The following is a 26,206-nucleotide window of genomic DNA, read 5'->3' as shown; positions in this document are numbered from 1 at the left end:
GGGCTCGTGGGTGCTGCGAAAAGGCAATCACGATCAGTGTACACAGATCGACAAGTTAACCGCGCACGGCAATTGTTCGCAGTCAAACTAGGATGTTTTCATGCCAAAAACCGTTGCATTCAGATGGCGTGGCTATTGCGCCGCGCTGCCGCGTCGTACAGTCATCGATTCATAATTGGTGATTACATCGCGGATGATGTCGCAGGCGCGCTGACAACCATCTTCAGCATTCAGCTTTGCCGCAATATGTTCGGCACTTGCCTTATAGGCTTTGTTGGTTGCCAACTGACGCAGCGCGTAGGCCAAATCATCTGATGTCAGCTTTCGCAACGCCACGGGTTTTGGACCGCACCCAAGGGTGTGCACGCGCTTGCCCCAAAATGGCTGGTCCATGGTTTGCGGCACCACAAACGCGGGTTTACCAGCGTGCAGGCCCGCTGAAGTTGTCCCAGCACCCCCATGATGCACAACGCCACGGACATATTTAAACAGCTTGTCGTGTGGTGCACGACGTATCGCGTAAATACTATCGGGCAAATCATCTGGGTTTATGCCGCCCCAGCCACGACCAACCACAAGGCGTCCGCCCCATTTGGCAACCGCCTCTTTCAAAATCTGTGTGTTGCGCTCGGCCCCGAAGGGCATCGAGCCAAACCCCACATAGATTGGTTCTGATCCATTGGCCAAAAACTCTTTGAAACTATCGCTGGGTTCCCAATCTGTTTGATCTTTGAGCTGCCAATAGCCGGTGACATGCGCCGTTTGCGGCCAGTCTTCGGGCCGACGGCTGATCTGCGCGGAATAGGCATAGAGGGCGGGCAGGTCAAAACCATTATTGTCTCTAAAGAATCCGCCCTTTTTGCGCGGTTCCATACCCATAAGCGCCTTGCGCAATTTGTTGCGCGGCCAATCGTAAAACATTTGCTGCCAATTCATCGGCGCATGAGAAATATAATTGAATGCGGGGCCAAGGTCGGGACCATCATAGGCAACAATTGGGAATTCGCTCGTTGCGGTGAGGGGTTGGAGCGCCGACATAATCACCGGAATATCCAATGCTTCGCCAATATCGATGCAAAATGTGGTGTTCATGTTGGCCATCAACAGATCAGCGCCTTGCGCCATTTCCCACGACCGACGAGCAGCGATTTCGACGATTTTTTGCCCTTGGCGCATCAATTTTGGTGCACTGGTCAGTAGTGACTTGCTCACCACTTCATCTAAGTTTGACTGTTTTACAAAGGCTTGAATGTTGCGGCCGAGCGAGAAGAAATCAAGACCATTGGTCTCAATCATCTCTCTAAAATCGTTTGGCGCACCCAAAACGACCGAATACCCTCGATCCCGAAGGGCAACTGCCAGCGCAACATACGGCTGGACATCACCTTGCGTGCCAATCGTGGCGATCGCAATGCGTTTTGCCATCAAAACCTCACTTCCCACAACGCCGCGAGAACCTCAAAAAGGCTCCGCGTCCGTACATCATACCATTTACAACGCCATTCGGCGCGGATAAAACAGCGCGATCGGACATATTTCTTTCGCACAATCAATCAAAGAGGGCAAGTATCATGAGCCAGAAGCTCAACGCCGCACTGCTGGGTGCCTCCGGATATACCGGAGCCGATTTGATGCGATTGGGCGCTCTTCACCCCAATATTCAGTTCACCGTGCTTACTGCCAATACCCATGCAGGAAAGCCGGTAGATGAAGTCTTCCCCCATCTAGGTGGGGTTGACCTGCCCCAATTGCAACGGGCTGAGGGCGTTGATTGGTCCGTGCTTGATGTTGTTTTCTGCGGCTTGCCGCACGCGACCAGCCAGCAGATTGTGTCAGAAATAGTAAAGTTGACCGATAAGCCGAAAATCATCGACATGTCGGCGGACTTTAGGTTGCGTGATCCTGAGCACTATAAAACCTGGTATGGCAATGCGCATGTGGATCCCACTTTGCAAGATATTGCGGCTTACGGCCTGACAGAACACAATCGCCAAGCGATTCGAGAAAAACGCATCATCGCGTGTCCTGGTTGTTATCCGACGGCTGTTTTGTTGGCATTGCTGCCGCTTGCTAAAGCGCAATTGATCAATGTCGATGCGTTGATTGTTGATGCCAAGTCAGGCGTTACCGGTGCGGGCAGGGGCTTAAAACAAAACACATTGGCCGCGGAAGCGGGCGAAAGCATATCGCCATACGCCGTCGGCGCCCATCGCCACACAGCGGAATTAGAACAAGAAATCGGCGCGGTTGCGGGCAAAACCATCAAGGTGAATTTCACCCCGCATCTGATACCGATGAGCCGGGGCGAACTGATCACCGCACACGTGGAATTGGAAAAAGGGAAATCGGTCAACGACTTACGCGCGGCTTTGGAATCAACCTACGAGGACGAGCCATTTGTGCGTGTTCTTGCTCAAGGCAAAATGCCATCAACCGGCATGGTGCGTGGTTCCAACACTTGCGTCATCAACGTGTTCGAAGATCGTATTCCGGGCCGGGCGGTTGTCATCGCAGCGCTCGACAATTTGGTCAAAGGCAGTGCAGGCCAAGCGGTGCAAAACTTCAACGTCGCGTTCGGCCTTGAAGAAACAACGGGCCTCAGCCAACTGCCAATGTTCCCATAGGCTCAATCACTTACGCTGGCCCGCAGAATCACTTTGCGAGCCAGTTGATTCTTTTGCTGAAGTAATTCTATTTCCCATCCAAAAGCTTGTACCAAGCAAAAGCGGGCGGCAACAGATTGCGGCGGAGCGGCCCAAGTTCAAATTTGCGCATCGGTTTTTTCATCAACTCAGCGTGCGGCATCAATTGTTTGCCAAGCGCCATGTCCGCCATTAGCGCACCGCAATAGGGGGCCATGCTGACGCCATTGCCGTGATACGCCATAGCAGCGTAGGCGTTGTCGATGCCGCTGATTGGACCAGAAAATGGAACAAGATCGCGCGACATGCATATCAGCCCAGACCAGAAATGATCGGTTTGCACATTGTGCCAATCGGGGAACATGCGATCAAAATCAACGCGCGCGTTTCTCTTGGTTTTTGCCATGCTCGCGTCGCTTGCGATCACAGAGCCACGCAAACCAAACATCATGCGCTTGTCAGGCAGCAGCCGGAAATAGTGCAATAAGTTTCGAGCATCGACCACCATTTGCTCGCTCCACCAACCCTGATTTTGAAGCTCAATATCCGTAAGGGGCCGCGTCACCAAAATGTTTGATTGCACAGGCATATAGCGCGAAGCAAATGCACTTGGAACGTCCTCGCTTGAATAGCCGTTTGTGGCCATCAATAGCTTTTTCGCGCGCACCCTGCCATTTTGGGTTTGCAATTCAAACCCATTTTGCACTGACACTTTTTCAACAGCGCTATTGGCAAAAATCCGAACACCAAGAGCGCCAGCAACATCTGCAAGTCCTAAAGCAAATTTTATCGGATTTAGGGCAAAGCCAATCGGCAAATTGACGGCCGCGTGAAATTCGGGGCTGTCCATTCCGCGCTCGCGCATCGCGTTTTGGTCTAAAAACTGGTGGTCCAAGCCATATCGCGCCTTATATTGTTCACCGTAAGATTTCACATCTTTTATGGTGCTTTTTGAGTGGGCCGCAAAGGTGTACCCCTTCGAGTGGCGATCAACTTGGATATTATGTTGCTCGATCAGCGCTTCAACAAAGTCGACGGCGGCGCGTTCAGTTTGGAAATATGTTCTGGCATCCTGGTTTCCAAATTTAGCGGCGATTTGCTTGTCCGATAGTTTGGATCCACCAACCGAAACTAAACCGCCATTTCGCCCGGATGCACCCCAGCCGGGTTCATTTGCTTCCAACACCACCACGTCAGCACCTTGCTCGGCCAAGCGAATTGCAGCCGATAGCCCCGTATATCCAGCGCCTACAATCACAAAGTCGCAGGCAATATTATCACTCAATGTGGGATATTGAACCGCGTTAGCGGGCTTAAAAGTTTGCCAATAACTGTTTTGAATTGGCAGATCGCCATATGCCATCGGTTCATAGATACGCTTCATCGTTGCCCTCAAATTTCAGATAACGGTAGCTGTACACATAAGTGCGGTAAAGCAGTCAATTGCAAAACGAATACGCAATATTTCGAATTTATATTGGCGCTTGAATTTTCTTGGGGTCCACAATAGCATTCCAAACAAGGCCAGCGCTGCCTGCTGTGAGCATCCAACATTGGAACGGTGAAAGCGCCTAATTCTGAAAACGCAAATCGTCAACATTGCGACGATCTGCTGGCAATGCTCGCAACTGGCAAAAGATCGTCACATAGAGGCGAAAATGTATACTGAAAAGCAAATAAAGGGCTATGCGAAAGCCTTACGCAAAGCGCTGTCCACGCGCAATCTCGATCTCTCACACGGCCAGTCGCTCGAACTCCTAGCGGAAACGTTGGGCGAAAAGAGTTGGAATCATTTGAGTGCCAAAATCGATTCTTTCGCGCCAGCCATTAGTCAGCGACAAGTGATCCCCGATGGCTGGGTGTTGGATGGAAAATACTCGAACGAATATGCAATTGCTGTTGAAAATTTTGATGCATCAGGACCCGTTTTAAAGATTGAGGGGGCTCCAGCAAAGTCAAAGGCGTTTGCGACAGTAATGCAAAGTGTAGCTGCGGAAGAGTATATGGGTAGCCATGTTCGTTTCACCGCAGAAATCAAAACAAAACAAGTCGATTATGCCAGCCTTTGGATTAGGGTAGACGGTACTGGGCGCAACATGCTGTCATTTGACAATATGATTGATACTTGGCCGTTTCGAGCGCTTAGGGGTGACAACGAGTGGCAAAAGATAGAATTGGTGCTGGATGTCCCTTTGGAAGCACACACTGTCAATTTTGGGTGTTTGTTGATTGGCGACGGTTGCGCGCAATTCCGGTCTATCGATTTTCAAAAGGTGAGTTCTGAAATTCCAATTTCAAGCGACAGGGACAAACGTCCAGCTGCGCCACGAAATCTCGGTCTGAGCTGATTAAGACCTACCCAAACAAACTCAATTGCGACGCCCCGCTCGATGGGGCGTCGCTAGCTGGTTTACTTGGCGGCGTAGAACCGATTGCCCTCTAGGCTGGCATTGCCGTAGAAATTGACATGAATAAAGGGTTGTTCTTTACCGTTTGGCAAAGTCACGCCTGTGGGAACTGCACTCGCTACAGGGCCAGTTGGAGAACCCTTGAGTGGTGGCATGGCCAAGTGAATTTCCAACTCGTCTGGTTTGGCAACCCCAAAACCTACTTTGTAATCATCACCGCGTGTCCGCTCAGAAACCATAACGTGAACCACGCGTTTGCTGTCGACCATTTCTCCGTCGATATAGATGTCTCCAAGACCCCAGGCGGTGATATAAGAGAATTCTTCAGCCACCAGAGGCGTGCCAATGCCCGTCTCACCGTGCATCAGGACATTAGTACCGACACCACCAAAAAATGGGTGGTCAGGCCCTTTGGGAATGATGTTGTTCATCGTTACACGAAACTGGCGACCCATCGGACCAATAAAACTTGCATCCATCGCAACCGTGTCCTTAGATCCCATGCCGTCTTTGGCGGTGACATCTGCAACCGATATTTTGAATTCGCCTGTGGTCATCTTTATGTTGTTGGAGAACATCGAAGGGTTCTTGATTGTTGTGAAAGCCTTGCCATCATCCGATACCAGCCGGTTGTCCAGTGGCAGCAGCTCGACGTTCGTCGGCGCGTCCGGGGTTCCAAAAAGGGCGGGATCGAGCGCACGTTTATCGGGGAACTGCCACAAGGCTGTGCCACTTGCCGAGGCCGTCATTTCACCAGGCTTCATTTGAGCCATTGCTCCGCTCACGCTAGTCAACGTCAGGCTCGCAGCCAGAGTAACCAGCGCGCCTAAGAGATTAAAGTTTGTTCGATGCAACATTTTCTTCTCCTTTGAAAGCTTTGCGGTGTAGTTGCCACCGCCGCTTAAAGCATAGCCATGTTGTCGATCCTCTGTGGTCACTCCTGAACAAAACGGCGTGAGGGATGAGTTATCAGCTCGCGGTCGGCCTGTCGGCGACTTCGCGAGATGAATTGGGTGCGGTTTCACCGACCGAAATCGTGATCTTTTTGACGAGATAAAAGGGGAACGATCAAGTGCTGGGCCAAATCCGAGGCTACATCGGGCACCTATCGCTGTAACAATGTCGCGCGGATGTCGGCCGAGCAGCGCTCAACTTTTAGCCGACATTCACAATCACATTGACCATGCGTAACATGCTGCGGGCGTCATTTGGGTTCAGATTGTCGTAGCGTTGGGTCAGCATGTCGGGATCGTGCGGTTCAGCCTGCATCTGCTGGCCGCGCAGCGCTTCCATTTCAGCGTAAACGTCACTCGAAATCTCTAATGCGCGGGCGACCAGCGCCAAAAAATCACCGCTGATATTAACAACGCCTTTGATCACGCCATCTTCAGGCAGTTTTGCAGCAACCGCTAGAATAGTGGCAATGGATTTCAATCTGGATTGCTTTGTCAGTAATTTTAATGCGGGTTCTAGTGCGCTGTAATCGTTCTCAATCTGCTGTATCAGCGCAAGGGTTTCTACACTGTTGGGGTCTTCAACGGATTTCCCTTCGGCGGAAAACCGTTTTGACTTTGCGATGAGCCGTTTCAATATCGAACTGTCATTTCTGATCAATCGTTCAAGCACCGCTTTGCCGTTTTCATCGACATTGTTCAATATGTGTTCAGCTGTTTTGGGTGGAAGGTCTTCTCTGTTGATCAATGCCTGCATGATCTGCGCGTCAGACCCGCTATTTTTGGCCAAAGTTGAAAATCCACCGCTTGAAATATTTGCGGTGTCGTTGGCCGCAACGGCTTGCATGACAACCCCTTCTTCAAACTTGATCAGGCTGTCGGTCACATTTTCGCTCAGATATTCCCGCTTGGAAATTGCAAGCCTGTGGTCGGTTGTGGCGGAATTGGCGACCTCAATCAGGTCTGTTTCTCTCAGCTGCGACGAGCGCGTCAAAACCGGTTCTGCGACGTCAATGGTAGACACTGCCAATGCCCGCACAAGTTTAGGGGGCGCGGTAGTGGTGGCGCAGACCTTGTTGGACAACTCAATTTGCATGCTGTGCGCCATATCATTGAGCAATCGACACAATACGTCGCCAAAAACATTGCGCTGTCCCTGTGACGTCGAACCTTGCGTGTGTAAAAATAGATTTACAACTTCGTGCGCCAGTTTGCGTCGCTCACCGTTGCTCTGCACCGTGCCAACTTTATTGAGGAGTTCCATTCATCATCATCCCAATTTGCCACCACATCATCGCGAAAAGGGCTTGAGATTGTGTGTTATGGCAATCCCAGTATTGTCAGAAAATTTAATTCAAATGGCATTCAATCGGGAGAGAATTGGTCAATCTTGCACGCCAACAAGCCCTATTTTCAGTCAGCTGGTTCGCGATTATTCTTTTAAAAACCACATTTCTTCATAATAGATGTTATAGCGCTGATTGCGTAGATGCAGCATGCATCGGCTAACCCCACACGAGGTCGAAAGAGATCAAGATGACCGAAGAGTTTCACCGAATCCGCAGATTACCCCCTTACGTGTTTGAACATATCAATCCGATCAAGGCGGCGGCGCGAGCGGCGGGCACGGACATTATTGATCTTGGGATGGGCAATCCAGACCTGCCAACACCAAAGCACATCGTTCAAAAATTGCAAGAAACGGTGATGGACCCGCGCACGCACCGCTATTCAGCATCTCAGGGCATTCCGGGGCTGCGTAAGGCACAAGCCTCCTATTATGGTCGCCGGTTTGGTGTAAAGCTGAACCCAGATACCCAAGTGGTCGCAACGCTTGGCTCCAAAGAAGGGTTTGCCAATATGGCATCTGCCATCACCGCGCCCGGTGATGTGGTGCTGGTGCCAAATCCAACTTATCCCATTCACTCATTTGGCTTCATTATGTCGGGCGGCGTTGTGCGCTCAATGCCTGCGGAACCCAACGAGCACTTCTTTGAGGCGCTTGATCGCTCGGTTCGACACTCGATCCCAAAACCAATTGCGTTGATATTGAACTATCCATCCAACCCAACCGCTTATGTTGCGGATATGTACTTTTACAAACGGGTTGTTGAATATTGCAAAAAGCACGAGATATTCATTCTCTCAGACTTGGCCTATTCAGAGATCTATTTTGATGACACGCCACCGCCTTCCATTTTGGAAGTTCCCGGCGCGATTGATATTGCCGCTGAGTTCACCTCCATGTCCAAGACCTTCTCCATGCCCGGCTGGCGCATGGGGTTTGCTGTGGGCAACGAGCGGTTGATCAAAGCGCTTAAGCGGGTGAAGTCCTATTTGGATTATGGCGCATTTACCCCCATCCAGGTGGCTGCCGCCGCTGCGCTAAACGGCCCTGATGATTGCGTGGCTCAAGTGCGCAATATTTACAAGCATCGCCGCGATGTATTGGTTGAAAGTTTTGGTCGAGCAGGGTGGGACGTCGCCCCGCCACCAGCGACGATGTTTGCCTGGACACCGATTCCTGACCAGTTTGCGCATCTCGGGTCTGTCGAATTCGCAAAAATGCTGATCCAGCAAGCAGCGGTTGCTGTTGCACCCGGTCTTGGGTTTGGTGAGTATGGCGACAATTATGTGCGCATTGCGCTGGTTGAAAACGAACAGCGTATTCGCCAGGCGGCGCGCAACATCAAAAAGTTCATGGCTGACAATGCGAATGGCAACAATGTTGTCCCCATGAGCAAATAGCAAACCAAATTGCAAATCAGGCAGGCGCGGCCCCGGTCGCGCCTCTTTGTAGGATTTAGACATTGACGAATAGGACTTTTCCTATTTAAGTGCGCCCACACAGAATGAGCAACAAAACACGCGGTGGAAACCCCAGAGCGCATGACAGAGTTAGACCAGTTCCGAACACGGGTAGAACGTTTTCTGGAGCGCCACAATTGGACGGCGACGCGATTTGGCCGTGAGATGGCCGCAGACCCACAATTTGTATTCAACTTACGCGAGGGCCGAGAGCCGCGCGCTGAAACACGAAACAAGATTACCGACATGATCAAAGAGTTAGAAAAAGCAAATTCAAATGCCGGCGCGCCAATCCGTATCGGGGTCGCCGGTGTCGGAACGGTCGGGGCAGCGCTGGTGTCGATGTTGCAAGCCCAGCAAGGTGAAGTGCAAAAGCGTTTTGGTCGTGACATTGAGGTAACCGCTGTTTGCGCGCGCTCGCGTTCGCGCGACCGTGGGGTGGATCTGAGCGGCGTTGAATGGTTCGACGATCCGGTGCAATTGGCAAAATCTGATTCCATCGATCTTTACGTCGAATTGATGGGCGGCGAAGACGGCCCCGCCTTAGCCAGTATTCGCGCAGCGCTTGAAGCTGGTATTCCAGTGGTCACTGCCAACAAAGCCCTGATTGCGAAACACGGCGTTGCAATTGCGCGCTTGGCCGAAAAAAACAACACATCATTTAGCTTTGAAGCAGCTGTTGCCGGCGGTATCCCGGTCATCAAAACATTGCGTGAAGGATTGGGTCTTGCCCGCGTTCAGCGCGTCTATGGCATCATGAACGGCACCTGCAATTACATTTTGACCCGCATGTCGAACGAGGAAATCTCATTCGCCGCCTGTCTGAAGGACGCACAAGAACTTGGTTATGCAGAAGCGGACCCGACATTTGATATTGAGGGTTATGACACCGCACACAAGCTCGCAATCCTTACAAGCCTTTGTTTTGGAACGGAAATCGCGGCTGATGAAATGTTCATTGAAGGCATTACCCGCATTGATCAAGCGGACATTAAGGTTGCAAGCGATCTGGGCTTCAACATCAAACTGCTTGGTGTGGCCCAGCGCACGTCCGATGGCATCGAGCAACGCGTGCATCCAACCCTCATTCCAAAATCGTCCACAATTGCGGGCATTGACGGGGTGATGAACGCCATCGCTTTGGAAACAAATCACGTGCAAGAATTGTTAATGGCTGGTCCCGGCGCTGGTGGTGAAGCGACAGCTGCGTCAGTGTTGGCGGATATATTTGACAGTGCCCGTGGCACGTTGGTGCCCCCGCTTGGTATGCCAGTTGACGAGCTTGCACCCTATAAGAAAGCACGTATGCGTGCGCATGAAGGTGGTTACTTCATACGACTAAATGCTAGGGACATTCCGGGCGCGCTAGCTGCTATAGCGTCTCGCATGGGTGAGAGTGACATTTCGCTGGAAAGCGTCATCCAACGTCCAGATTTAGTTGTTAAAGATCCTGAGGCAGGTGATGTGGCAACAAGGACAGTGGTATTGATCACTCAAGAAACAATGGAGCAGTCTGTGCGCCAAACGCTGGATCGTGTTGCGCAAGACGGTTTTATTGTTGGTACACCGCAAGTTATTCGAATTGAGCGGTTCTAGTTGTCGCTCACAATTTGTAAGCACAACTAAACCGATTTAAAGACAGACACGAGAAGGCGTCAATTATGGCTATTACGGCAAAATCAGCATTGAGCGAACCAGCAATCGTTGATCGCAACCTCACCCTTGAGATCGTGCGCGTTACAGAAAACGCCGCCATTGCTGCCGCTGAATGGCGTGGCAAGGGCGACGAAAAATCAGCAGATCGCGCTGCTGTGGAAGCTATGCGCATTGAATTGGCCAAAGTCACCGTTGATGGCCGGGTTGTCATCGGCGAAGGCGAGCGCGACGAAGCACCAATGTTGTTTATTGGCGAAGAAGTCGGCTTGGGTAAAGGTGCCAAAGTTGATATTGCGGTTGATCCGCTTGAAGGCACAACGCTTTGCGCCAAGAATCAACATGATTCTTTGGCCGTTTTGGCCATGGCAGAACGCGGTGGACTGTTGCATGCTCCAGACGTTTATATGGACAAAATTGCTGTTGGCCCTGGTTTCGAGCCCGGTATCGTGCAACTCGACCGCTCGATTGCTGAAAACGTAAACGCGATTGCAAAAGCCCGCGGCGTAAGCGCGACAGAAGTCACAGTTTGTGTGCTTGATCGTCCTCGCCATGCCAAAATCATCGACGAACTGCGCGAGTTGGGCGCCTCGATTAAATTGATCAACGATGGCGACATTGCTGGCGTTATTCACACCACGGATCGTGAAGAAACGGGCATTGATATGTATGTTGGCACGGGCGGCGCTCCTGAAGGTGTTTTGGCCGCAGCAGCGCTACGTTGCGTTGGCGGTCAAATGCAGGCGCGTTTGGTATTAGACACAGCGGAAAAGCGCGAACGCGCAGCACGGCTGGGCATTGCAGACCCAGATCGCATTTATGAAGTCAACGATTTGGCATCTGGCGACGTGTTGTTTGCCGCCACTGGCGTTACCGACGGCTCACTCCTCAGCGGTGTGAAAATTCGACCAAAATACTTTGAAACATCAACGATTGTCATGCGTTCTTGGTCAAAAACCGTGCGTTGGATCAACGCCCGCCACCTGCGCGACATCTAGGGTCTGAACTCAATTGAGCCAGACCCTAGTCGAATTCAACATCACAATCTGTTAGTGAAAGAGGGTGGCCATTTGGTTGCCCTCTTTTTTTCTGGAAGGTGAATATGATAAACCCACAAAACGTTCTGGTACTTGGTGGCGCAAGCTGGAACACCATGATTTACTTGGACGAGTTGCCCGATGGCAAACCAAAAACAATTGCCAACGCGCATTTTGTCGAGGGGGTTGGTTCAACCGGCATAGGCAAGGCATTCGCCCTAAAACAATTGGGTTATAGTCCGTGTCTTCACATGGTCGTCGGCAATGATCCCGCTGGTGAGAAAGTGATCAAAGCCTGTAATGTTCGCGGCGTTGATATTCTCCTTGATCAAGATGACACACCCACGCCACAACATACCAATTTGATGGATCGTGACGGTCAGCGCATTTCGATTTTCCGCGAAAACGGATCAGCATCGCCTATTGTCAACCTTGAGGCACTTGCGCCCCACATCAATGCTGCGGACTGGATTTTCCTAAATATTACCGCGTCAAGCGTACCTGTGCTGCCGCTACTTGATCAATTAAACGCCAAGATATTTGTGGATTTACACGACTATGATGGCGCGAACCCGTGGCATGACCAATTCATTGCTCACGCCGACATCGTCCAGTTATCTGATGAACAGTTGGCAAACCCAAATCGCGTTGCTGAAAACTTGTTGGCAACCGGTATTGAACTTGTGATCCTCACCCGAGGAAAAAACGGGGCGCTGCTGTTGCGTGAACATGAAACTGTGGAAGTGCCCGCCATTACTGCAAACGTTAAAGATGCAAACGGGGCAGGTGATACTTTTGCAGTCGCACTTTGGCTTGGGTTAGCCAATGGAAATTCGCTTGCCCAAGCGGGCAGATTTGCCACCGCCGCCGCCGCACTTTGTGTTGAAAGTTATGACATCGTCCCCAAGGATATGAGTGTTCAAACCGTGTCGAAGAGAACTGCCGTTTAGGTGTAAAGTTCGCCAATCAAGAACAAAAAAATCGGGTGTTGAGATCGGCCAAACGCGGCGCGAATTGGATTTCCTCTCGACGAAATGCTGAATGGGCGTTAGCACTTAGCTATGTTGCAACAAAACAGACATTTTCTTGGCGTTGAAAAATCTATCTCTGGCCGCCAGTGGCTGGACAGGTTGGACGCAAACGCAGCCCGCACTGCTGCGGCGATGAGCCAGCAATTGCAGATTTCAGAAATTGTTGCGCGCGTAATGGCCGGGCGTGGTGTGGCGCTTGAAGATGCCGAGCTATTTCTGACGCCCACATTGCGTGACCTGATGCCAAATCCAGACGTGTTGACGGGCATGTCGCAACTGGTGGATCGTTTGGCCTCTTCTGTCCACAACAACGAGCAGGTCGCCTTGTTCGGCGATTATGATGTTGATGGCGCAACGTCGGTTGCGCTGATGACCCGATACTTGTCAGGTGTTGGGTTGGACCCGCTGGTCTATATTCCTGACCGGATATTTGAAGGTTATGGCCCAAATAATGGCGCAATTGATCAACTGATCGACGACGGCGCCACGCTGATCGTCACACTTGATTGCGGCACCACAAGCCATGGCCCAATCGCGCATGCCAAACAAAAAGGCGTCGATATAATCGTCATCGATCACCATATGGTCGACGGTGAATTGCCAAACGCCGATGCACTGGTCAATCCCAATAGGCTCGACGATATTTCGGAGTTGGGCCACCTTTGTGCTGCGGGTGTAACATTCATGGTGTTGGTTGCTCTTAATCGACGATTACGCGATGACGGGATATCACCATTGCCCGACTTGATGGGCATGACAGACCTCGTCGCATTAGGAACCGTTTGCGATGTGGTGCCGCTCAAGGGCCTCAACAGAGCGTTTGTACAGCGTGGCATCGACATTATGCGGCGGGGCGAAAATGCGGGCATTGCTGCATTGGCGATGGCTGCACGGGTGTCAGGTCCGCTAAATCCATATCATTTAGGATTTGTGATTGGCCCCCGTATAAATGCAGGCGGTCGAATTGGTGATGCGAGTTTAGGCGCAAAATTGCTGTCAACAAACGACGAGCATGACGCGATGCACATTGCCGCGCAACTTGACCAGCTTAATGCTGAGCGCCAACAAATTGAAAAACAAGCGGTCGACGAAGCTGTTGCCGTGGCCGATGCAGAAATAGGTGATAGTGAGGGACCACCTGTAATTGTTGTTGCTTCACCAGATTGGCACCAAGGCGTCGTCGGATTAGTCGCCGCGCGCCTCAAGGAGCGTTTCAATCGCCCCGCATTTGCCATCGCGCAGCGCCCTGATGGCAGCGGCACGGGGTCTGGCCGCTCGATACCTGGCGTCGACCTTGGAGCGGCTGTGCTGCAAGCTGTGTCAAAAGGTTTGATCCCCAAAGGCGGCGGTCACGCCATGGCCGCCGGTATTTCTGTCGGTAAAGGTGAGATTGGCGGATTTAGGAGTTTTCTAAGCGAAAAATTGGCCGAGACGGTCCTCGAGGCGCAAAAGGATAGTGGCCTTAAAATTGACGCGGCGCTGACAGCACGCGGCGCAACAATCGATTTCTTGCACGCCATTGAAAAGGCTGGGCCATTTGGCTCTGGAAACGCCGGCCCGGTATTTGCCTTACCGGCCCACCGCGTAACCTATTCAGATATTGTGGGGGTGGGTGGCCACGTCAAAGTCAGTTTAGTGTCCCAGGACCGCGCGCGCATCAATGGCATCGCCTTTCGCGCAGCTGATACAGCTCTTGGTCAATTCTTGCTTGAGGCCAGAAATTCTGATCCCATTCACGTGGTTGGAACATTGTCCGTCAACCATTGGCAAGGCCGCGAAGAGGTGCAGTTGCGCATCATCGATGCGGCTTCTATGGGCTGACCAGCCTCAATTTAGCGCCCCAAATTTTACGCCAATTGATCGGCTTGCGAATTGGACTTGCATCAAAAAAACACCCTTGTTAAACTTCTACTCGTAAATTTAGGGAGGCCTTGGCGTAGCGATCATTGGGCTTTCGTACTTTTTGTGCGAAATATTTAAGTCCTAATCGGCAACCTGCGCCGGATATTAGTATGAGTGATTTTGCACTGGACCGCGCGAATTCATCAAAATCGTTGTGGTCGAAACTAACGTCCAACCTGGTCGGTTGGGTTGGCCAACGTTCGGTCGGACGCATAAAACACGGCCATTTGAAGATCATTTTGCCCTCGGGGAAATCGATCAGTTTAGGGGATAGGTCAAATAAGGGCCCTCAGGCAACATTAAAACTTAACAACTTCAATGTGTTACGTGAATCGGCTCGGCGCGGTACAGTTGGTTTCGCCGCCGCCTATATGAGCGAGGATATTGAAGTTGATGATTTGGTAAAACTGTTCAGCTTCTTCCTTTTGAACCGTGAACAGCTGGTTGGCAGTAAGCCAAACTTCTTCCAACGTGCTGCCCATGATATGGCCTATCACTTGTCGCGGCAGAACACCAAAGAAGGCTCTAAGAAGAACATTTCTGAGCATTATGACTTAGGAAACGATTTCTACTCGCTTTGGCTCGATCCAAGCATGGCCTATTCCTCAGCCTATTATACCGATGAAAATCAAACACTTACCGACGCGCAATGGGCCAAAAACCGCCTGGTGGCAGAAATGGCAGGCATCAAAAACGGCGCGACCGTGCTTGAAATCGGTTGCGGTTGGGGGGCGCTTGCCGAGACGGTTGCAAAGGACTTTCACGCTAAATTGAAGGGGATTACGCTCTCCATCGAGCAGCTGAAATATGCCAAAGAACGTATGCAAAGCAAAGGGTTGTCGGACTTAACTGAATTGGTCATTGAGGATTACCGCGACACCGAAAACCAATTTGACCATGTTTGCTCAGTCGAGATGATTGAGGCCGTGGGTGAAGATCATTGGCCGATCTATTTTAAGACCGTCCATGACCGCTTAAAATCCGGCGGCACGGCCACAATCCAAGCGATCACTATTAATGAAATAGATTTTGAGCATTACCGCAAACATGTTGATTTCATTCAACGTTATATTTTTCCAGGCGGCATGCTGCTGACCGAAACAGCCATGCAAGAACAAGGTGATGCGGTTGGTTTGACGCTAGAAAAGCAGGTGCTTTTTGGCCAATCCTATGCGAAAACCTTGCGCATATGGCGCGAGAATTTTTTGCAAGCGTGGCCGGAAATCGAAAAGCTTGGTTTTGATGATGTTTTCAAGCGCAAGTGGGTTTACTATTTGTGTTATTGCGAAGCCGGATTTGCCGAAAACATGATCGATGTTGGGGTCTATCAATATCGCCGAAATGATTGAGTTCAGACCCTAAACAGGGGCGGGGATAAGTGGCTGGCACAGAGCGGAATTGGGGTTGTTGTCCCGCGTTTGTCTCGTGTTTGTCCCGGGAACGTGCCAGCTGGAGCCGATCCTCGAACTAACGTGAGTTTTTGTCGATTTTTCGACCAAGCCACTTCATTGCGTTAAAATAAACTGGATCAGGCAGCGCCCCAAACAGGCGCATAAGCCATATCAGTCGGCGCGGAAAGGCAATTTTGAAACGCTGCGGCGTACACAATCCGCGCCAAATTCGATCTGTCGCTTCATCCACAGTCATGAGAAACGGCATTTGGAACGTGTTGGCTTGTGTCAGCTGTGTGTCAACAAAACCCGGCAAAATCAATTGTACGGCGATTCCGTCGCCTGAAAGTTCGATTTTCATCGCCTCAGCAAGATAATGCAGCGCAGATTTTACCGTTCCGTAGGTGCGCGCACCGGGCAGGGCGCGAAACCCCACCGGTGACCCAATCAAAGCGATTTGTCCGCTGCCGCGTTTTTTCATATTGGCCGCAATCGGTTCCATTACAGCCGTGGCCCCCAGCAATCCCACAAACATGCCCTGAGCCAAACTCTCGTGCATGCCCTTCGCGCTGCCGCCGCTAACAGCACAAAATACCAACAGATCAATATGTCCAAATTCTGCAAGAATGCTTTCAGCACAACGCTGTACGGCCCCATGGTCACCGACGTCCAATGGAAATGGCGTGACGCCGGATTGGTGCGCCGCGATGGCGTTCAGCCGTTCTTCACGTCGGGCGGATATGCCAACTTGATATCCTTCATTCGCCAAACGGATAGCAAGGGCAGCGCCCAAACCAGAACTCGCACCAATAATCCAAGCTGTTTTTCTTGCGTGCGTTTGCATCAGTCTGTGACGAGATTTGTGGCGCGTGGTTTGTAATTTGTCCCCAGATACAGCTCATATTTCAGCAGCGGGTAGCCGAACCGTTGAACGGTGAATTCGTCAATTTTCTCGACACTCTCAAACCGTCTTTTTGTTTCGCCCAAATCGCCGAACTCATCTTGTAAAATTAGCCCTGTGCCACCCGCATTTGTGTCCCGATCTTCCCAAATATCAAATTGAGATGGACGCACTTCGATGGCGCTGATGTTAGTGCGCTGCATCGCAAAGGAAAGCTGCGAAGCCGACTGAAATCTGGTTGCGGCAATAAATGTTGGCTGCTGTACCTTTTCGGCCTCAGCGACGAAATTCGCGATTTCATCCCAACCATAAACGGTGCCAGCCTCAATATCGCGTTGACCCAACAAGCTCGCAATTGGCACCACCGTATAGTTGAAACACACCAGCGTTATGACCAAAATGCCGAACCAAATATGCGCCAGTGCTAACCATTTGCGCATGGCCAAAACGGGCAGCATCACCAACATCAAAAGGTATGAAAGATCACTCCAATACCAAAGCGTAAATGAAAAGAAGGCGATGAACATGAACGTGCTGGTCGACATGACGGTCACCAACCGCGCAATCCATATGCCTATGCCCAAAAAGTCAGGTGAAGTCTTTGCGCGAAACAATCGAATGAATGGCGGAATCAAAAATGGTCCGAACAACAACAAGGTGACCAAAACGAAATTGAAGAAGCTATCAGGATTAAATTCTAATAACCATTGTGACCCATACCTGTCTTTGAAATGGAAACCGAACGACGCAAAATCACGATTAAAATTCCAAATCAGCGTCGGCGTCTGCATTACAGCAGTTATAAAACCTGCCAGATAAATATGCACCCGCAACAATAAATGTCTAAGTTTTGGATGAGCGATAACCAAGATAGCGATTGCTAACCCCATAAATACCGCGCTGTATTTCGTTAGGCCCGCAAGCCCAAGAAACACGGCTCCGACATAAAGTTGGTTAAGCCGCCCAGTTCTGTCTTTTGCCTCATCGCCTAAATAGCTCGTGAAAAAAAACATCGCGGCCAGAGAGAGAAATATCAGCAGATGGTCGTGATAAACCAATGTCGACCACACAAAAAGAGTGGGTGAGGTCGCCACCATAAGCGTGATGAACAAAAAGACCTTTTGGCGTTGTGCGGGCAATATCCGCCCCGCGTAAAGCCACAAGAACCAGACAGAGCCAACTCCGGTCAAAACAGAAGCGATCCGCAAGCCAAAAAGCGAAGTGCCGAATATGGCGTCTGTGGCGCCAAGTAGCCAGCTAGCGAGCCCCGGATGGTCGAAGTAGGACAAAGCGATATTTTGGCCCCAAAGCCAATAATAGGCTTCGTCCCCAAGCGGCAGCATTGTAAAACTAGCCACCAATTTTAGCGCGGCAAGGAAGACCAAAACAGCGATCATGAACCGTTTGGATAATCCCGCGCTCGGCAGCTTGCTCGCGACCGACTGCCGCTGTTCTTGTTCTGCCATACTTGCCCCAAACCCTCAGAAAAACTTTGAACGTTCTATAATCGGTTTCTGTCGTCAGAGCTAGAGTATGTTAGTGCGCAATTGTGCAAGCTTTACGGATCTTTTTCTGTAACGGGTTGCGCAAGGAACCCTTCGCCCAAATAGAATTCAAACTTGTTGATATCCACACCGTGGGCGGAATAGACAAAGGATTTGATTTTGGTGAAATGTTCAAATCGCGCGCTTGTACCAGCTAAATTGCCAAATTTGTCATGCAAAATAAGTGCATTTGCGCCTTTTGGTAAAGATTTTCGGTCAACAAAGCTGAAGTATGAAGGACGCGGGTCTAGATCATAAATGTCAGTTCGATCCAAAGTATGCGACAATTGACCAGCGGTGGGATATCCAGTAGTCGCGACAAAAACTGGTCCATATTCTTGCTCAAGCTTCTCTGTGATTTTGCCCGCCTCGGGCCAGCCGTATACACGTTCGACTTCCGCACTACGACTGCCCAACAGTAACTCAATCGGCGCATAGCTGTAGTTAATAGTGGCATACAGAACAAAGACAAAGCCCAAAACGATGTGTATACCGAACAGCCACATTTGTCTCAAAAGCATGGGCAGAAACGGCAGCATCAAAGCATAGGCTAAGGCACCCCAATACCAGTGCACTGCGCCGCGTGAAGAAAGGTATGTGAACAAGGAAAATGTCAGCACGATCATGATACGGGCCAGCCAAACAAACATCCGGCCAAAACTGTTCAAATCACGCATTTTGAAGAACATTGCAACCATCGGAATGATTAAAATAGGGCCAAAATAAATCCAAGTAGAGAGCAAATAGCGAACGAAAGAGTCAACACGGAATGCCGGTGCGTCTGGGTCGCCATATCGCTCCACTAGGTGGAGTTTGAAGGAGGCAAAGTCGTTTTGGATATTCCAAAACAATACAGGCGTTAGCATCAGCAAGCATAATACCCCAGCGACATAAATATGCGGACGTTTCAGCAGAGAGCGAAGCCTTGGATGCGCGAATACGAAGATGGCAACAGTAATTGCCAAGAATGCAGCATTGTATTTGGCCAAAGCAGCAATACCGAGCAATAAAGCTCCCAAATAGAGCGGTTTTGTTGAAGCCTCAGTATTCTCAGCATATGCGCTAAAATAGTCCGCGAAGGCATAAGTGGCAGCCAACGACAAGAAGATCAACAAGTGGTCGTTGTAAACGATGGATGTCCAAGCAAACAGTGTCGGCGATGCCATAAATGCGGCAACTGTGATGAGGAACGAGCGAACAGTCGAATCTGGAAAGAGCTTGTTGGCGAGTAGCCAGTAGATGTAAAGTGTTCCGCCAAAGGTCAAAAACGTCGGAACGCGCATGGCAAAGACATTGTTGTCGAAGAAATAGCTCGTAAGACCAATAAGCCAAGCGTTTAGCGGCGGGTGGTCAAAATATGAGAGCGCAAGGTTTTCACCCCAAACCCAATAATAGGCTTCATCAGCGGCAATAATCGTGGTGACAGAAAAAATCACTTTCGCAACCAAGAAAACGAAAACGACCGCAACTAACAGACCATTTTTTCCTGCCAGTTCTCCGCTAGTTTTACTCATCACTATTCCCTGAATGCCAAAAACTGAATTTCCGCACACTAACAGACAATTGTGGATACGATCCACTGCAGTACACACAAAAAAACCGGCCACAAAGGCCGGTTTCTGTTTCGCTTAACTCGTGAAGAGTTGGTGCGCCCTACGGGGTTCGAACCCGTGTTACCGCCGTGAAAGGGCAGCGTCCTAGACCACTAGACGAAGGGCGCTAGCGAACTGTGTGGACCGTATATTGGCCTTCAGAGAAAGACGCAAGAGGCAATTTCAATTTTTTTAGAAATTTTCCGAAAAATGCAGATTTTTCAAACCTAAACAGTAAAAAAGCTCAGCAGCCTTTGAAAAGTACTGGCTGACGATAGCCGCGTGGTCGGCTGCGAATGTCCACATGAATGAACTTGCGGCCGGGATAGCAACCAAGCCCTCCAATTTCGTCTGTCTGCTTCATAAATGCAATTAAAGCAGATTTGGATACACCCGGTATGAAGATGTCTGCAGCCATACATTTTTGGTGTTTAGACCCCCAAGCGCCACCCACTTTCCAGTTTTGAAACGGGTTTCGATAGCCTGAGGTGACGACGGGCGCACGATTGAAATGCCTTTCAGCCTTCCAAAGCGCAAAACGCAGCTTGGGGAGCAAGCAAAACGTTTGGACTTTGGATTGCTCCACGAAAAGCCCGTATTTCTTTTGATAATTTGTCCCACCCGTCAGCCCGCCGAACGAGGCACAGCCAACTAAAATAAACGAGCTGATAAATAAGGCAGCAAAAACGCGCATTGAGGGCTCGCAAACACCAGACCAGGAAACAAGCCACTAGGATAGCCCGGCGATGCCTAATCGCCGGTCAATAAGAATGGTTAAAATTTTACTGATTGCTGCAATTTTGGCTTTACCATTCACCATTATTTGGCATCGAAACCCAAGGCTCAATGGGCTCAAGATCACCCTCTTGCAAGATCTCAATCGAAATATTGTCAGGCGAGCGAACAAACGCCATATGTCCATCGCGCGGCGGCCGATTGATAATATAACCCATGTCCATAAGGTGCTGGCAGGTCGCATAGATGTCTTTGACCCGATAGGCGAGGTGGCCAAAATTTCGACCACCGCCATAGCCCTTTTCATCCCAATTGTGGGTGAGCTCGATTTCGCTGTTTTCGTCGCCAGGCGGCGCCAAGAATATCAGCGTAAAGCGCCCTTTTTCATTGTCAAACCGTCTGGTTTCTTGCAATCCAAGACCCTCACAATAGAACCTCAAACTTTCCTCCACGTCAGAGATGCGCACCATCGTATGCAAATACTTCATACTGATTCCCTTTTTGTTCGGTTTTTACATTTCGGATTATTGCGTATCACACAACAATAACGTTTTTTGAATGTGAATAACTTGTTTTTGTTTATCTATTTGAAGCGCCACCGCTTTTGTGCAGTTTGGCAATTCGTATCGCCTTGTGCTTTCGCAGATGGTTAATGAATTCTAATTATTTACTTAACAAATTGCTGTGAATCGGACAAACTGAATACTTAGTAAGGTGTATCCTGTTTGTGGCGGAACAGGCGAGGCGGAAGGAAATGGCGATTATGGGGGCCGAATATACAGCCGATGTTGATGGTGATGTCGAATATGAGGGCAACGAGCCTTCGGTCGGTGGTACCAATGCAAGAGTAAATGATCCAACAGTAGACGTTATTGAAATTGCCGGGTCAATAAAGTGGTTTGATGTCGCGAAAGGCTTCGGCTTTATCGTACCGGACAATGGCATGCCTGACGTTTTGGTTCACGTTACCTGTTTGCGCCGCGATGGGTTTAGTACCGCCTATGAAGGTGCGCGTATCGTTGTTGAGGCTTTGGATCGCCCTGGCGGATTGCAAGCTTTTCGAATTCTGTCGATGGACGAGTCCACGGCAAAGCACCCCGCTCAGATGGAGCCGCCCAAAACCCATATTATTGTTGAGCCAACGTCTAAGTTGGAGCGTTTGCAGGTCAAATGGTTCAATCGGTTGCGTGGCTTTGGCTTTTTATCTGCGGGCGAGGGGCATCCCGATATTTTCATTCACATGGAAACACTTCGTCGTTTTGGCTTGGCCGAACTTCGCCCCGGCCAATTCGTGTTGGCACGTTACGGCGATGGGCCAAAAGGTCTGATGGTTGCCGAAATTCGACCCGATGGGTGGGGCGACGCGCCCTCGTCACATTAACATATGACAATATATTGGCGGTATGTAACGCGCATTTTGGGCGTGATTCTTCTTAGCTTTAGCCTTATCGCCTGCGCTGCTGGCGATAACGCGCTGACCATCGTCACAAAGACTGGCGAATATCGATTTGCCATTGAACTTGTTGACACGGACGCGACACGAGCTCAGGGGCTGATGTACAGAACTGAGCTTGGGCCAAACGCTGGCATGCTTTTTGACTTTTTTGAAGAGCGGCCTGTTTCGTTCTGGATGCGCAATACGCTTATTCCGCTAGATATGATCTTCGTTTCTGCCGATGGCACTGTTGTGAACGTGCATGCCAACGCAAAACCACTCGATCCCACACCAATACCTTCGGCAGCGCCTGTGCGGTTTGTATTTGAAATTGCTGGGGGTCGGGCGGCGGAAATTGGATTGAAAGCGGGTGATAAGCTCGTCCACCCACGGGTGCAGAGCGGCAACTAATCCAGCGACAACTAATCCAGCGTCTTGCGGAAACGCAATAGCGCAATCGTCGCAAACCCCAGCGTGAAAATGATCAAGATCGTCATGGGCGTTTGAACCGCTTGATAGTCCGACCCCTTCAGCATAACCGCGCGTACCACCCGCAAAAAATGGGTGAGGGGAAACAGCTCACCGATAAATTGTGCCCATTCAGGCATGCCCCGAAATGGGAACATAAACCCTGACAAAAGCAATGATGGCAAAAAATAAAAGAAGGTGAGTTGCATCGCTTGCATCTGAGTTTTGGCCACCGTTGAGATGGTGTAGCCGAGCAAAACTAGCGCCGACACAAAGATCAAAATTCCCGTCAGCAGCAGCGGCATGGAGCCTTCAAACGGCACGTTAAACAGCAGTTTGGCGGCCGTGAGCACCACGCCCACTTGCACTGCGCCAACGGCTAAATAGGGCAGCACCTTGCCAAGCATGATTTCAATTGAGGTGGCTGGCATGGCCAGCAAGTTTTCCATGGTGCCGCGCTCTGTCTCCCGGGTCAGCGCCATAGATGTCATCATCACCATTGTCATTTGCAAGATGACGCCCAACAGTCCCGGCACGATATTATATTGTGTGATGCCTTCTGGGTTGTAACGTCTGTGCACAACAACTTCCAATTGCTGCGCCTTTTGTTTGGCGGATTGTGCTTCTGCGCCCTGCGCGCGCGTGAGGGCGTTAGATGCCACCAAACTCAGTGTCGAAATGGCACCGGACGCAACCGAAGGGTCTGTTGCATCCGCCTCAATCAATATTTGTGGTCGGTCGCCCCGCTCGACCCGACGGGCAAAATCGGACGGCACGGTGACCACGAAGGAAACGGAGCCATCCGCGATCAGCTTTTCAGCTTGCGCTGGGCTAATAGCCACATGGGTGAAGCGATAATAGCCGGTCATCTCCAAGGCGGTGACCATCGCGCGTGTATATTGATCGTAGGAGTTTGTGACCAAAGCGGCAGGCAGTGCTTTTGGATCGCTGTTGATTGCAAATCCGAACAAAATCAGTTGCATCAGCGGCACGCCCAGCATCATCGCAAAGGTTATGCGATCTCTGCGCATTTGAATGGTTTCCTTGGCCAACAGGGCAAGCAACCGGAAAAGCGAAAAGAACCGCGTCATTGCATATTGTCCGATGAATTTGCCATGAATTGTATAAACACATCTTCAAGGCTGGTGCTGTCCAAATGGTACTGGAAGCCAAGGCTTTGTGCATGGATGGCAAGGGATTTTGCAAGTAGATCTTTATTTTGACCGACCACGTGTAAACTGTTGCCAAACGGCGCAACCTGGTCGACGCCGTCAATGTTTTGAATGGATTTGGCGATTTGGTTGATGTTTGCGCCTTGCACAACGAACGTCGTCAAATTGGCCCCATCAATAACGTCTTGCACCGTTCCACTCGCCAATAAATGTCCATACGAGATATAATTGATGCGGTGGCAACGTTCGGCCTCATCCATGTAATGGGTGGAAACCAGAACAGTCATACCACCAGCGGCAAGCGCGTGGATTTCATCCCAGAATTCCCGCCGCGCTTTCGGGTCAACACCGGCAGTGGGTTCATCCAGCAACAACAGTTTCGGCCTGTGCATAATGCAAGCGGCCAGCGCCAAACGTTGCTTCCAGCCGCCTGATAGGCTGCCCGCCAATTGGTGCCGCCTGCTGGTCATCCCCAAATCTTCAAGCGTGTCGCGCACATGCTGCTTGTAGGGTGAAAGCTGGTACAGCCGCGCCACAAAACTTAAATTTTCTTCGATCGACAAGTCCTCGTAAAACGAGAACTTTTGCGTCATATACCCGACTTGGTTTTTGATTTTATGTTGCTCGGTATTAAGGTCATATCCAAGCACCGTGCCGCCGCCAGAATCGGCAGTTAACAACCCACACATCACCCGGATGGTTGTTGTTTTGCCCGACCCATTCGGCCCGAGAAAGCCAGAAATCTCACCCTGTGCCACTGACATTGTGACGTCATTGACGACGGTTTTGTCACCATATGTCTTGACCAAATTGTGAACATCTATGGCGTTCATTGTTCTGGTGCTGCCAAATCTACATTTACAATTTGACCCGGTTTTAACCGGTATGCCGTTTCGCTGGGTTTGGCCTCCACCAAAAACACCAGCTTTTGACGGTTTTCAATGGAATATATCACCGGCGGCGTAAACTCTGGCTCGTCCGACACATAAGTTACTTCCGCTGTTAAGTCAGTCGGACACCCATCGCAACCCACCTGCAACATGGCGCCAATATGAATATCGGCCACTTTGTTTTGTGGTACATAGACCTGCAATTTTATCGCCCCATCGGGCAATAACGACAGAACTGGCGCTTGCGGGCCAGCGATTTCGCCGCGATTTCTTAAAACGTCAAACACAACACCGCTACCATTTACCGTGAGGGCTCGCTTGCCCAAACGCCATTGTGCATTTTCCAATGTCGCTTCTGCCTGCGCCACAACCGCCTCCGCCGCGGCAATTTCGTCGGCGCGTGCCGGCAATTTTGCAACCGACAAATTGGCTTCAAGTTCGACGACGCGGGCGGCATTCACCTCACTTTGGGTTGTGGCAATGTCCAATCTTGCCTTGGCAATCACGCCCCGCTCAAAAAGGGTTTTCTGGCGCTCAAACTCGCGCAAAGCATCTTCGGCCTGAAGTTGTGCCGAGCGCAACGACGCCTCAATTACGGCGATTTCTTCAGGGCGTCGGCCATGCGATATGTTTTGCAGTTTGCTGGTGGCAAGCGCCAGGCCAGCGCGCGCTTGGGCAACCGCTATTTCAGCGTCTCGTTGCTCCAACTCAACCAGAACCATGCCACTTTCATAACGATCTCCACGCGACAGGTTGATTTCCGCAATCTGGGCGATCTCAACCGGTGCCAACAGAACAAATTGACCTTCCACATATCCAGATGCCATGGGCAGAGGCGTTGCACAGGCACCAAAAAGGGATGCAATGAAGGGGAGGGTGCAAAATTCCATCAATTCTGGTTCCTAATGCGGGCTGCAACAATCATGTCTTGCATATTTTGCAGCACCATTTCGCTTATCTGTTCGGCTTCTTTTTTTCCAATTTTTTCCCACCCTAAACGGCGGGCAACAAGTGGTTCGCCCAAGCGAAAGTAAAGTGCTTGGCCGATGACACTAAACACCCGCATAATTGTCTGCTGGCTCTCGGCCGGGTCACCCGTGGCGACGCTCCAAAGTCGGCAGAGCTTTTTGTGCAACGGTTCAAGGAGATGGGTGTAAATCTCATCAAGAACCTCACCTTGCTCTGAAACTTCTTGGAGGAGGAACGCCGCCATGTTTCGTGAATTGTGGTGTGTGAGCATCAGCCGAATAACGCCGCCCAACGCGTTTTCCAGCATTTTTGCGGCCTCGTCGGGCTCAAGATGATCCACATCGGGCAATGCGCGCGACGCTGTTGATGCGATCAAGCCCGCAATGGAGCGCGCACATGCGCGTCGCAGACCCTCTTTTGATCCGAAATAATACGAAATAGAGCCAATATTCGCTTTCGCCACTTTTGCGATTTCTCGCGTCGAGGTCGCGGCGAACCCGTTTTTTGAAAACAAAGCGATCGCTGTTTGAAGCAGTGCATTCTTTGTGCTCTCTTCTTCAGATGCGCCCGTACCGCCGATTTTTTGAGGGTCTTGATCGTTCATTGCAGCGCTGCCAGTTCCATTTTTCCTAGGGTGCGTCGGCGAAACAAAATGCAAGTTTGTTGACTGATTTC

Annotated in this window: 23 protein-coding genes and 1 tRNA gene; 10 read left to right on the top strand and 14 right to left on the bottom strand. The window is 50.6% G+C overall.

The window, feature by feature from the left end; translation table 11 throughout:
* Nucleotides 1-132: 132 nt before the first annotated feature.
* Nucleotides 133-1,425 (bottom strand): glycosyltransferase, encoded by a 1,293-nt coding sequence (locus ACJAZW_RS04555; protein WP_415155689.1) that lies wholly within the window; start codon nt 1,423-1,425, stop codon nt 133-135.
* Nucleotides 1,426-1,571: 146 nt separating this feature from the next.
* On the opposite strand from ACJAZW_RS04555, the gene argC reads away from it, so the two are divergent.
* Nucleotides 1,572-2,624, top strand: a complete 1,053-nt coding sequence (argC, locus tag ACJAZW_RS04550) for an N-acetyl-gamma-glutamyl-phosphate reductase (protein WP_415155688.1) — start codon at nt 1,572-1,574, stop codon at nt 2,622-2,624.
* 67 nt (nt 2,625-2,691) lie between these two features.
* Here the strand turns inward: argC and ACJAZW_RS04545 are convergent, their stop codons facing one another.
* On the bottom strand, nt 2,692-4,026 hold the full coding sequence (locus ACJAZW_RS04545) for an NAD(P)/FAD-dependent oxidoreductase (RefSeq protein WP_415155687.1): 1,335 nt from the start codon (nt 4,024-4,026) through the stop codon (nt 2,692-2,694).
* Nucleotides 4,027-4,300: 274 nt separating this feature from the next.
* Here ACJAZW_RS04545 and ACJAZW_RS04540 point away from each other — a divergent pair, with 274 nt between their 5' ends.
* The gene (locus ACJAZW_RS04540; protein ID WP_415155686.1) at nt 4,301-4,990 is read left to right on the top strand and encodes a glyoxalase superfamily protein; all 690 of its coding nucleotides are present in this window, start codon (nt 4,301-4,303) and stop codon (nt 4,988-4,990) included.
* A gap of 62 nt (nt 4,991-5,052) precedes the next feature.
* Here ACJAZW_RS04540 and ACJAZW_RS04535 read toward each other — a convergent pair whose 3' ends face one another.
* Nucleotides 5,053-5,907 carry a hypothetical protein gene (locus ACJAZW_RS04535; RefSeq protein ID WP_415155685.1) on the bottom strand — a complete coding sequence of 285 codons (855 nt, stop codon included), beginning with the start codon at nt 5,905-5,907 and terminating at the stop codon, nt 5,053-5,055.
* 298 nt (nt 5,908-6,205) lie between these two features.
* Nucleotides 6,206-7,267: a DUF2336 domain-containing protein gene (locus ACJAZW_RS04530; protein ID WP_415155684.1), complete on the bottom strand. Its 1,062-nt coding sequence runs from the start codon at nt 7,265-7,267 to the stop codon at nt 6,206-6,208.
* A 272-nt stretch (nt 7,268-7,539) separates the two neighbouring features.
* On the opposite strand from ACJAZW_RS04530, the gene ACJAZW_RS04525 reads away from it, so the two are divergent.
* The 6 genes from ACJAZW_RS04525 (at nt 7,540) to ACJAZW_RS04500 (ending at nt 15,783) form a co-directional block, all read left to right on the top strand.
* A complete protein-coding gene (locus ACJAZW_RS04525; protein WP_415155683.1) occupies nt 7,540-8,751 on the top strand; it encodes an LL-diaminopimelate aminotransferase in 1,212 nt (403 codons plus the stop codon).
* Between the two features lie 306 nt (nt 8,752-9,057).
* A complete protein-coding gene (locus ACJAZW_RS04520; RefSeq protein WP_415155708.1) occupies nt 9,058-10,407 on the top strand; it encodes a homoserine dehydrogenase in 1,350 nt (449 codons plus the stop codon).
* A 65-nt stretch (nt 10,408-10,472) separates the two neighbouring features.
* Nucleotides 10,473-11,462, top strand: coding sequence for a class II fructose-bisphosphatase (glpX, locus tag ACJAZW_RS04515; protein WP_415155682.1), 990 nt, complete (start codon nt 10,473-10,475; stop codon nt 11,460-11,462).
* Nucleotides 11,463-11,566: 104 nt separating this feature from the next.
* Nucleotides 11,567-12,451, top strand: a complete 885-nt coding sequence (locus ACJAZW_RS04510; protein ID WP_415155681.1) for a carbohydrate kinase family protein — start codon at nt 11,567-11,569, stop codon at nt 12,449-12,451.
* 111 nt (nt 12,452-12,562) lie between these two features.
* Entirely contained in the window at nt 12,563-14,353 is a 1,791-nt protein-coding gene (gene recJ / locus ACJAZW_RS04505) for a single-stranded-DNA-specific exonuclease RecJ (protein ID WP_415155680.1), read from the top strand.
* Between the two features lie 191 nt (nt 14,354-14,544).
* Nucleotides 14,545-15,783, top strand: coding sequence for a class I SAM-dependent methyltransferase (locus ACJAZW_RS04500; RefSeq protein WP_415155679.1), 1,239 nt, complete (start codon nt 14,545-14,547; stop codon nt 15,781-15,783).
* A gap of 118 nt (nt 15,784-15,901) precedes the next feature.
* Here the strand turns inward: ACJAZW_RS04500 and ACJAZW_RS04495 are convergent, their stop codons facing one another.
* From ACJAZW_RS04495 to ACJAZW_RS04470, 6 genes are all read right to left on the bottom strand, one after another.
* The gene (locus ACJAZW_RS04495; protein ID WP_415155678.1) at nt 15,902-16,669 is read right to left on the bottom strand and encodes an SDR family NAD(P)-dependent oxidoreductase; all 768 of its coding nucleotides are present in this window, start codon (nt 16,667-16,669) and stop codon (nt 15,902-15,904) included.
* A complete protein-coding gene (locus ACJAZW_RS04490; protein WP_415155677.1) occupies nt 16,669-18,192 on the bottom strand; it encodes an ArnT family glycosyltransferase in 1,524 nt (507 codons plus the stop codon). The genes ACJAZW_RS04495 and ACJAZW_RS04490 overlap by 1 nt, the downstream gene beginning before the upstream one ends.
* A 92-nt stretch (nt 18,193-18,284) precedes the next feature.
* Complete coding sequence (locus tag ACJAZW_RS04485; RefSeq protein WP_415155676.1) at nt 18,285-19,784, bottom strand: ArnT family glycosyltransferase; 1,500 nt, start codon at nt 19,782-19,784, stop codon at nt 18,285-18,287.
* Between the two features lie 130 nt (nt 19,785-19,914).
* Nucleotides 19,915-19,990, bottom strand: a tRNA-Glu gene (locus ACJAZW_RS04480).
* 116 nt (nt 19,991-20,106) lie between these two features.
* Entirely contained in the window at nt 20,107-20,556 is a 450-nt protein-coding gene (locus tag ACJAZW_RS04475) for a YcbK family protein (RefSeq protein ID WP_415155675.1), read from the bottom strand.
* 112 nt (nt 20,557-20,668) lie between these two features.
* Nucleotides 20,669-21,085: a VOC family protein gene (locus ACJAZW_RS04470; protein WP_415155674.1), complete on the bottom strand. Its 417-nt coding sequence runs from the start codon at nt 21,083-21,085 to the stop codon at nt 20,669-20,671.
* Nucleotides 21,086-21,360: 275 nt separating this feature from the next.
* Between ACJAZW_RS04470 and ACJAZW_RS04465 the strand changes: the two genes are divergently transcribed.
* Together ACJAZW_RS04465 and ACJAZW_RS04460 are read left to right on the top strand one after the other, a co-directional pair.
* On the top strand, nt 21,361-21,978 hold the full coding sequence (locus ACJAZW_RS04465) for a cold-shock protein (RefSeq protein WP_415155707.1): 618 nt from the start codon (nt 21,361-21,363) through the stop codon (nt 21,976-21,978).
* A 3-nt stretch (nt 21,979-21,981) separates the two neighbouring features.
* Nucleotides 21,982-22,443, top strand: a complete 462-nt coding sequence (locus ACJAZW_RS04460; protein WP_415155673.1) for a DUF192 domain-containing protein — start codon at nt 21,982-21,984, stop codon at nt 22,441-22,443.
* Between the two features lie 11 nt (nt 22,444-22,454).
* On the opposite strand, the gene ACJAZW_RS04455 is transcribed toward ACJAZW_RS04460, so the two are convergent.
* Genes ACJAZW_RS04455 through ACJAZW_RS04440 form a run of 4 tightly spaced genes read right to left on the bottom strand, consistent with a single transcriptional unit; the run spans nt 22,455 to nt 26,135 of the window.
* Nucleotides 22,455-23,591: an ABC transporter permease gene (locus ACJAZW_RS04455; protein WP_415155672.1), complete on the bottom strand. Its 1,137-nt coding sequence runs from the start codon at nt 23,589-23,591 to the stop codon at nt 22,455-22,457.
* Entirely contained in the window at nt 23,588-24,505 is a 918-nt protein-coding gene (locus ACJAZW_RS04450; RefSeq protein ID WP_415155671.1) for an ABC transporter ATP-binding protein, read from the bottom strand. Before ACJAZW_RS04450 ends, ACJAZW_RS04455 begins: the two co-directional genes overlap by 4 nt.
* On the bottom strand, nt 24,502-25,452 hold the full coding sequence (locus tag ACJAZW_RS04445; protein WP_415155670.1) for an HlyD family secretion protein: 951 nt from the start codon (nt 25,450-25,452) through the stop codon (nt 24,502-24,504). Before ACJAZW_RS04445 ends, ACJAZW_RS04450 begins: the two co-directional genes overlap by 4 nt.
* Nucleotides 25,452-26,135 carry a CerR family C-terminal domain-containing protein gene (locus ACJAZW_RS04440; RefSeq protein ID WP_415155669.1) on the bottom strand — a complete coding sequence of 228 codons (684 nt, stop codon included), beginning with the start codon at nt 26,133-26,135 and terminating at the stop codon, nt 25,452-25,454. Before ACJAZW_RS04440 ends, ACJAZW_RS04445 begins: the two co-directional genes overlap by 1 nt.
* Between the last annotated feature and the right edge of the window lie 71 nt (nt 26,136-26,206).

Origin of the sequence: Maritalea sp., from assembly GCF_047634455.1 — a bacterium.
Classification (GTDB): domain Bacteria; phylum Pseudomonadota; class Alphaproteobacteria; order Rhizobiales; family Devosiaceae; genus Maritalea.
Note: the sequence above shows the minus strand (reverse complement) of the source record. Positions and strands in the feature narration are given on the sequence as shown.

Coding starts and splice junctions, on each gene's coding strand:
- ACJAZW_RS04455 (WP_415155672.1), bottom strand. CDS start 23,591: ATGACGCGGTTCTTTTCGCTTTTCCGGTTGCTTGCCCTGTTGGCCAAG.
- ACJAZW_RS04485 (WP_415155676.1), bottom strand. CDS start 19,784: ATGAGTAAAACTAGCGGAGAACTGGCAGGAAAAAATGGTCTGTTAGTT.
- ACJAZW_RS04520 (WP_415155708.1), top strand. CDS start 9,058: ATGATCAAAGAGTTAGAAAAAGCAAATTCAAATGCCGGCGCGCCAATC.
- ACJAZW_RS04555 (WP_415155689.1), bottom strand. CDS start 1,425: ATGGCAAAACGCATTGCGATCGCCACGATTGGCACGCAAGGTGATGTC.
- ACJAZW_RS04470 (WP_415155674.1), bottom strand. CDS start 21,085: ATGAAGTATTTGCATACGATGGTGCGCATCTCTGACGTGGAGGAAAGT.
- ACJAZW_RS04545 (WP_415155687.1), bottom strand. CDS start 4,026: ATGAAGCGTATCTATGAACCGATGGCATATGGCGATCTGCCAATTCAA.
- glpX (WP_415155682.1), top strand. CDS start 10,473: ATGGCTATTACGGCAAAATCAGCATTGAGCGAACCAGCAATCGTTGAT.
- ACJAZW_RS04475 (WP_415155675.1), bottom strand. CDS start 20,556: ATGCGCGTTTTTGCTGCCTTATTTATCAGCTCGTTTATTTTAGTTGGC.
- ACJAZW_RS04535 (WP_415155685.1), bottom strand. CDS start 5,907: ATGTTGCATCGAACAAACTTTAATCTCTTAGGCGCGCTGGTTACTCTG.
- ACJAZW_RS04495 (WP_415155678.1), bottom strand. CDS start 16,669: ATGCAAACGCACGCAAGAAAAACAGCTTGGATTATTGGTGCGAGTTCT.
- ACJAZW_RS04500 (WP_415155679.1), top strand. CDS start 14,545: ATGAGTGATTTTGCACTGGACCGCGCGAATTCATCAAAATCGTTGTGG.
- ACJAZW_RS04490 (WP_415155677.1), bottom strand. CDS start 18,192: ATGGCAGAACAAGAACAGCGGCAGTCGGTCGCGAGCAAGCTGCCGAGC.
- ACJAZW_RS04450 (WP_415155671.1), bottom strand. CDS start 24,505: ATGAACGCCATAGATGTTCACAATTTGGTCAAGACATATGGTGACAAA.
- ACJAZW_RS04465 (WP_415155707.1), top strand. CDS start 21,361: ATGGGGGCCGAATATACAGCCGATGTTGATGGTGATGTCGAATATGAG.
- ACJAZW_RS04510 (WP_415155681.1), top strand. CDS start 11,567: ATGATAAACCCACAAAACGTTCTGGTACTTGGTGGCGCAAGCTGGAAC.
- ACJAZW_RS04440 (WP_415155669.1), bottom strand. CDS start 26,135: ATGAACGATCAAGACCCTCAAAAAATCGGCGGTACGGGCGCATCTGAA.
- ACJAZW_RS04525 (WP_415155683.1), top strand. CDS start 7,540: ATGACCGAAGAGTTTCACCGAATCCGCAGATTACCCCCTTACGTGTTT.
- argC (WP_415155688.1), top strand. CDS start 1,572: ATGAGCCAGAAGCTCAACGCCGCACTGCTGGGTGCCTCCGGATATACC.
- ACJAZW_RS04445 (WP_415155670.1), bottom strand. CDS start 25,452: ATGGAATTTTGCACCCTCCCCTTCATTGCATCCCTTTTTGGTGCCTGT.
- ACJAZW_RS04530 (WP_415155684.1), bottom strand. CDS start 7,267: ATGGAACTCCTCAATAAAGTTGGCACGGTGCAGAGCAACGGTGAGCGA.
- recJ (WP_415155680.1), top strand. CDS start 12,563: ATGTTGCAACAAAACAGACATTTTCTTGGCGTTGAAAAATCTATCTCT.
- ACJAZW_RS04540 (WP_415155686.1), top strand. CDS start 4,301: ATGTATACTGAAAAGCAAATAAAGGGCTATGCGAAAGCCTTACGCAAA.
- ACJAZW_RS04460 (WP_415155673.1), top strand. CDS start 21,982: ATGACAATATATTGGCGGTATGTAACGCGCATTTTGGGCGTGATTCTT.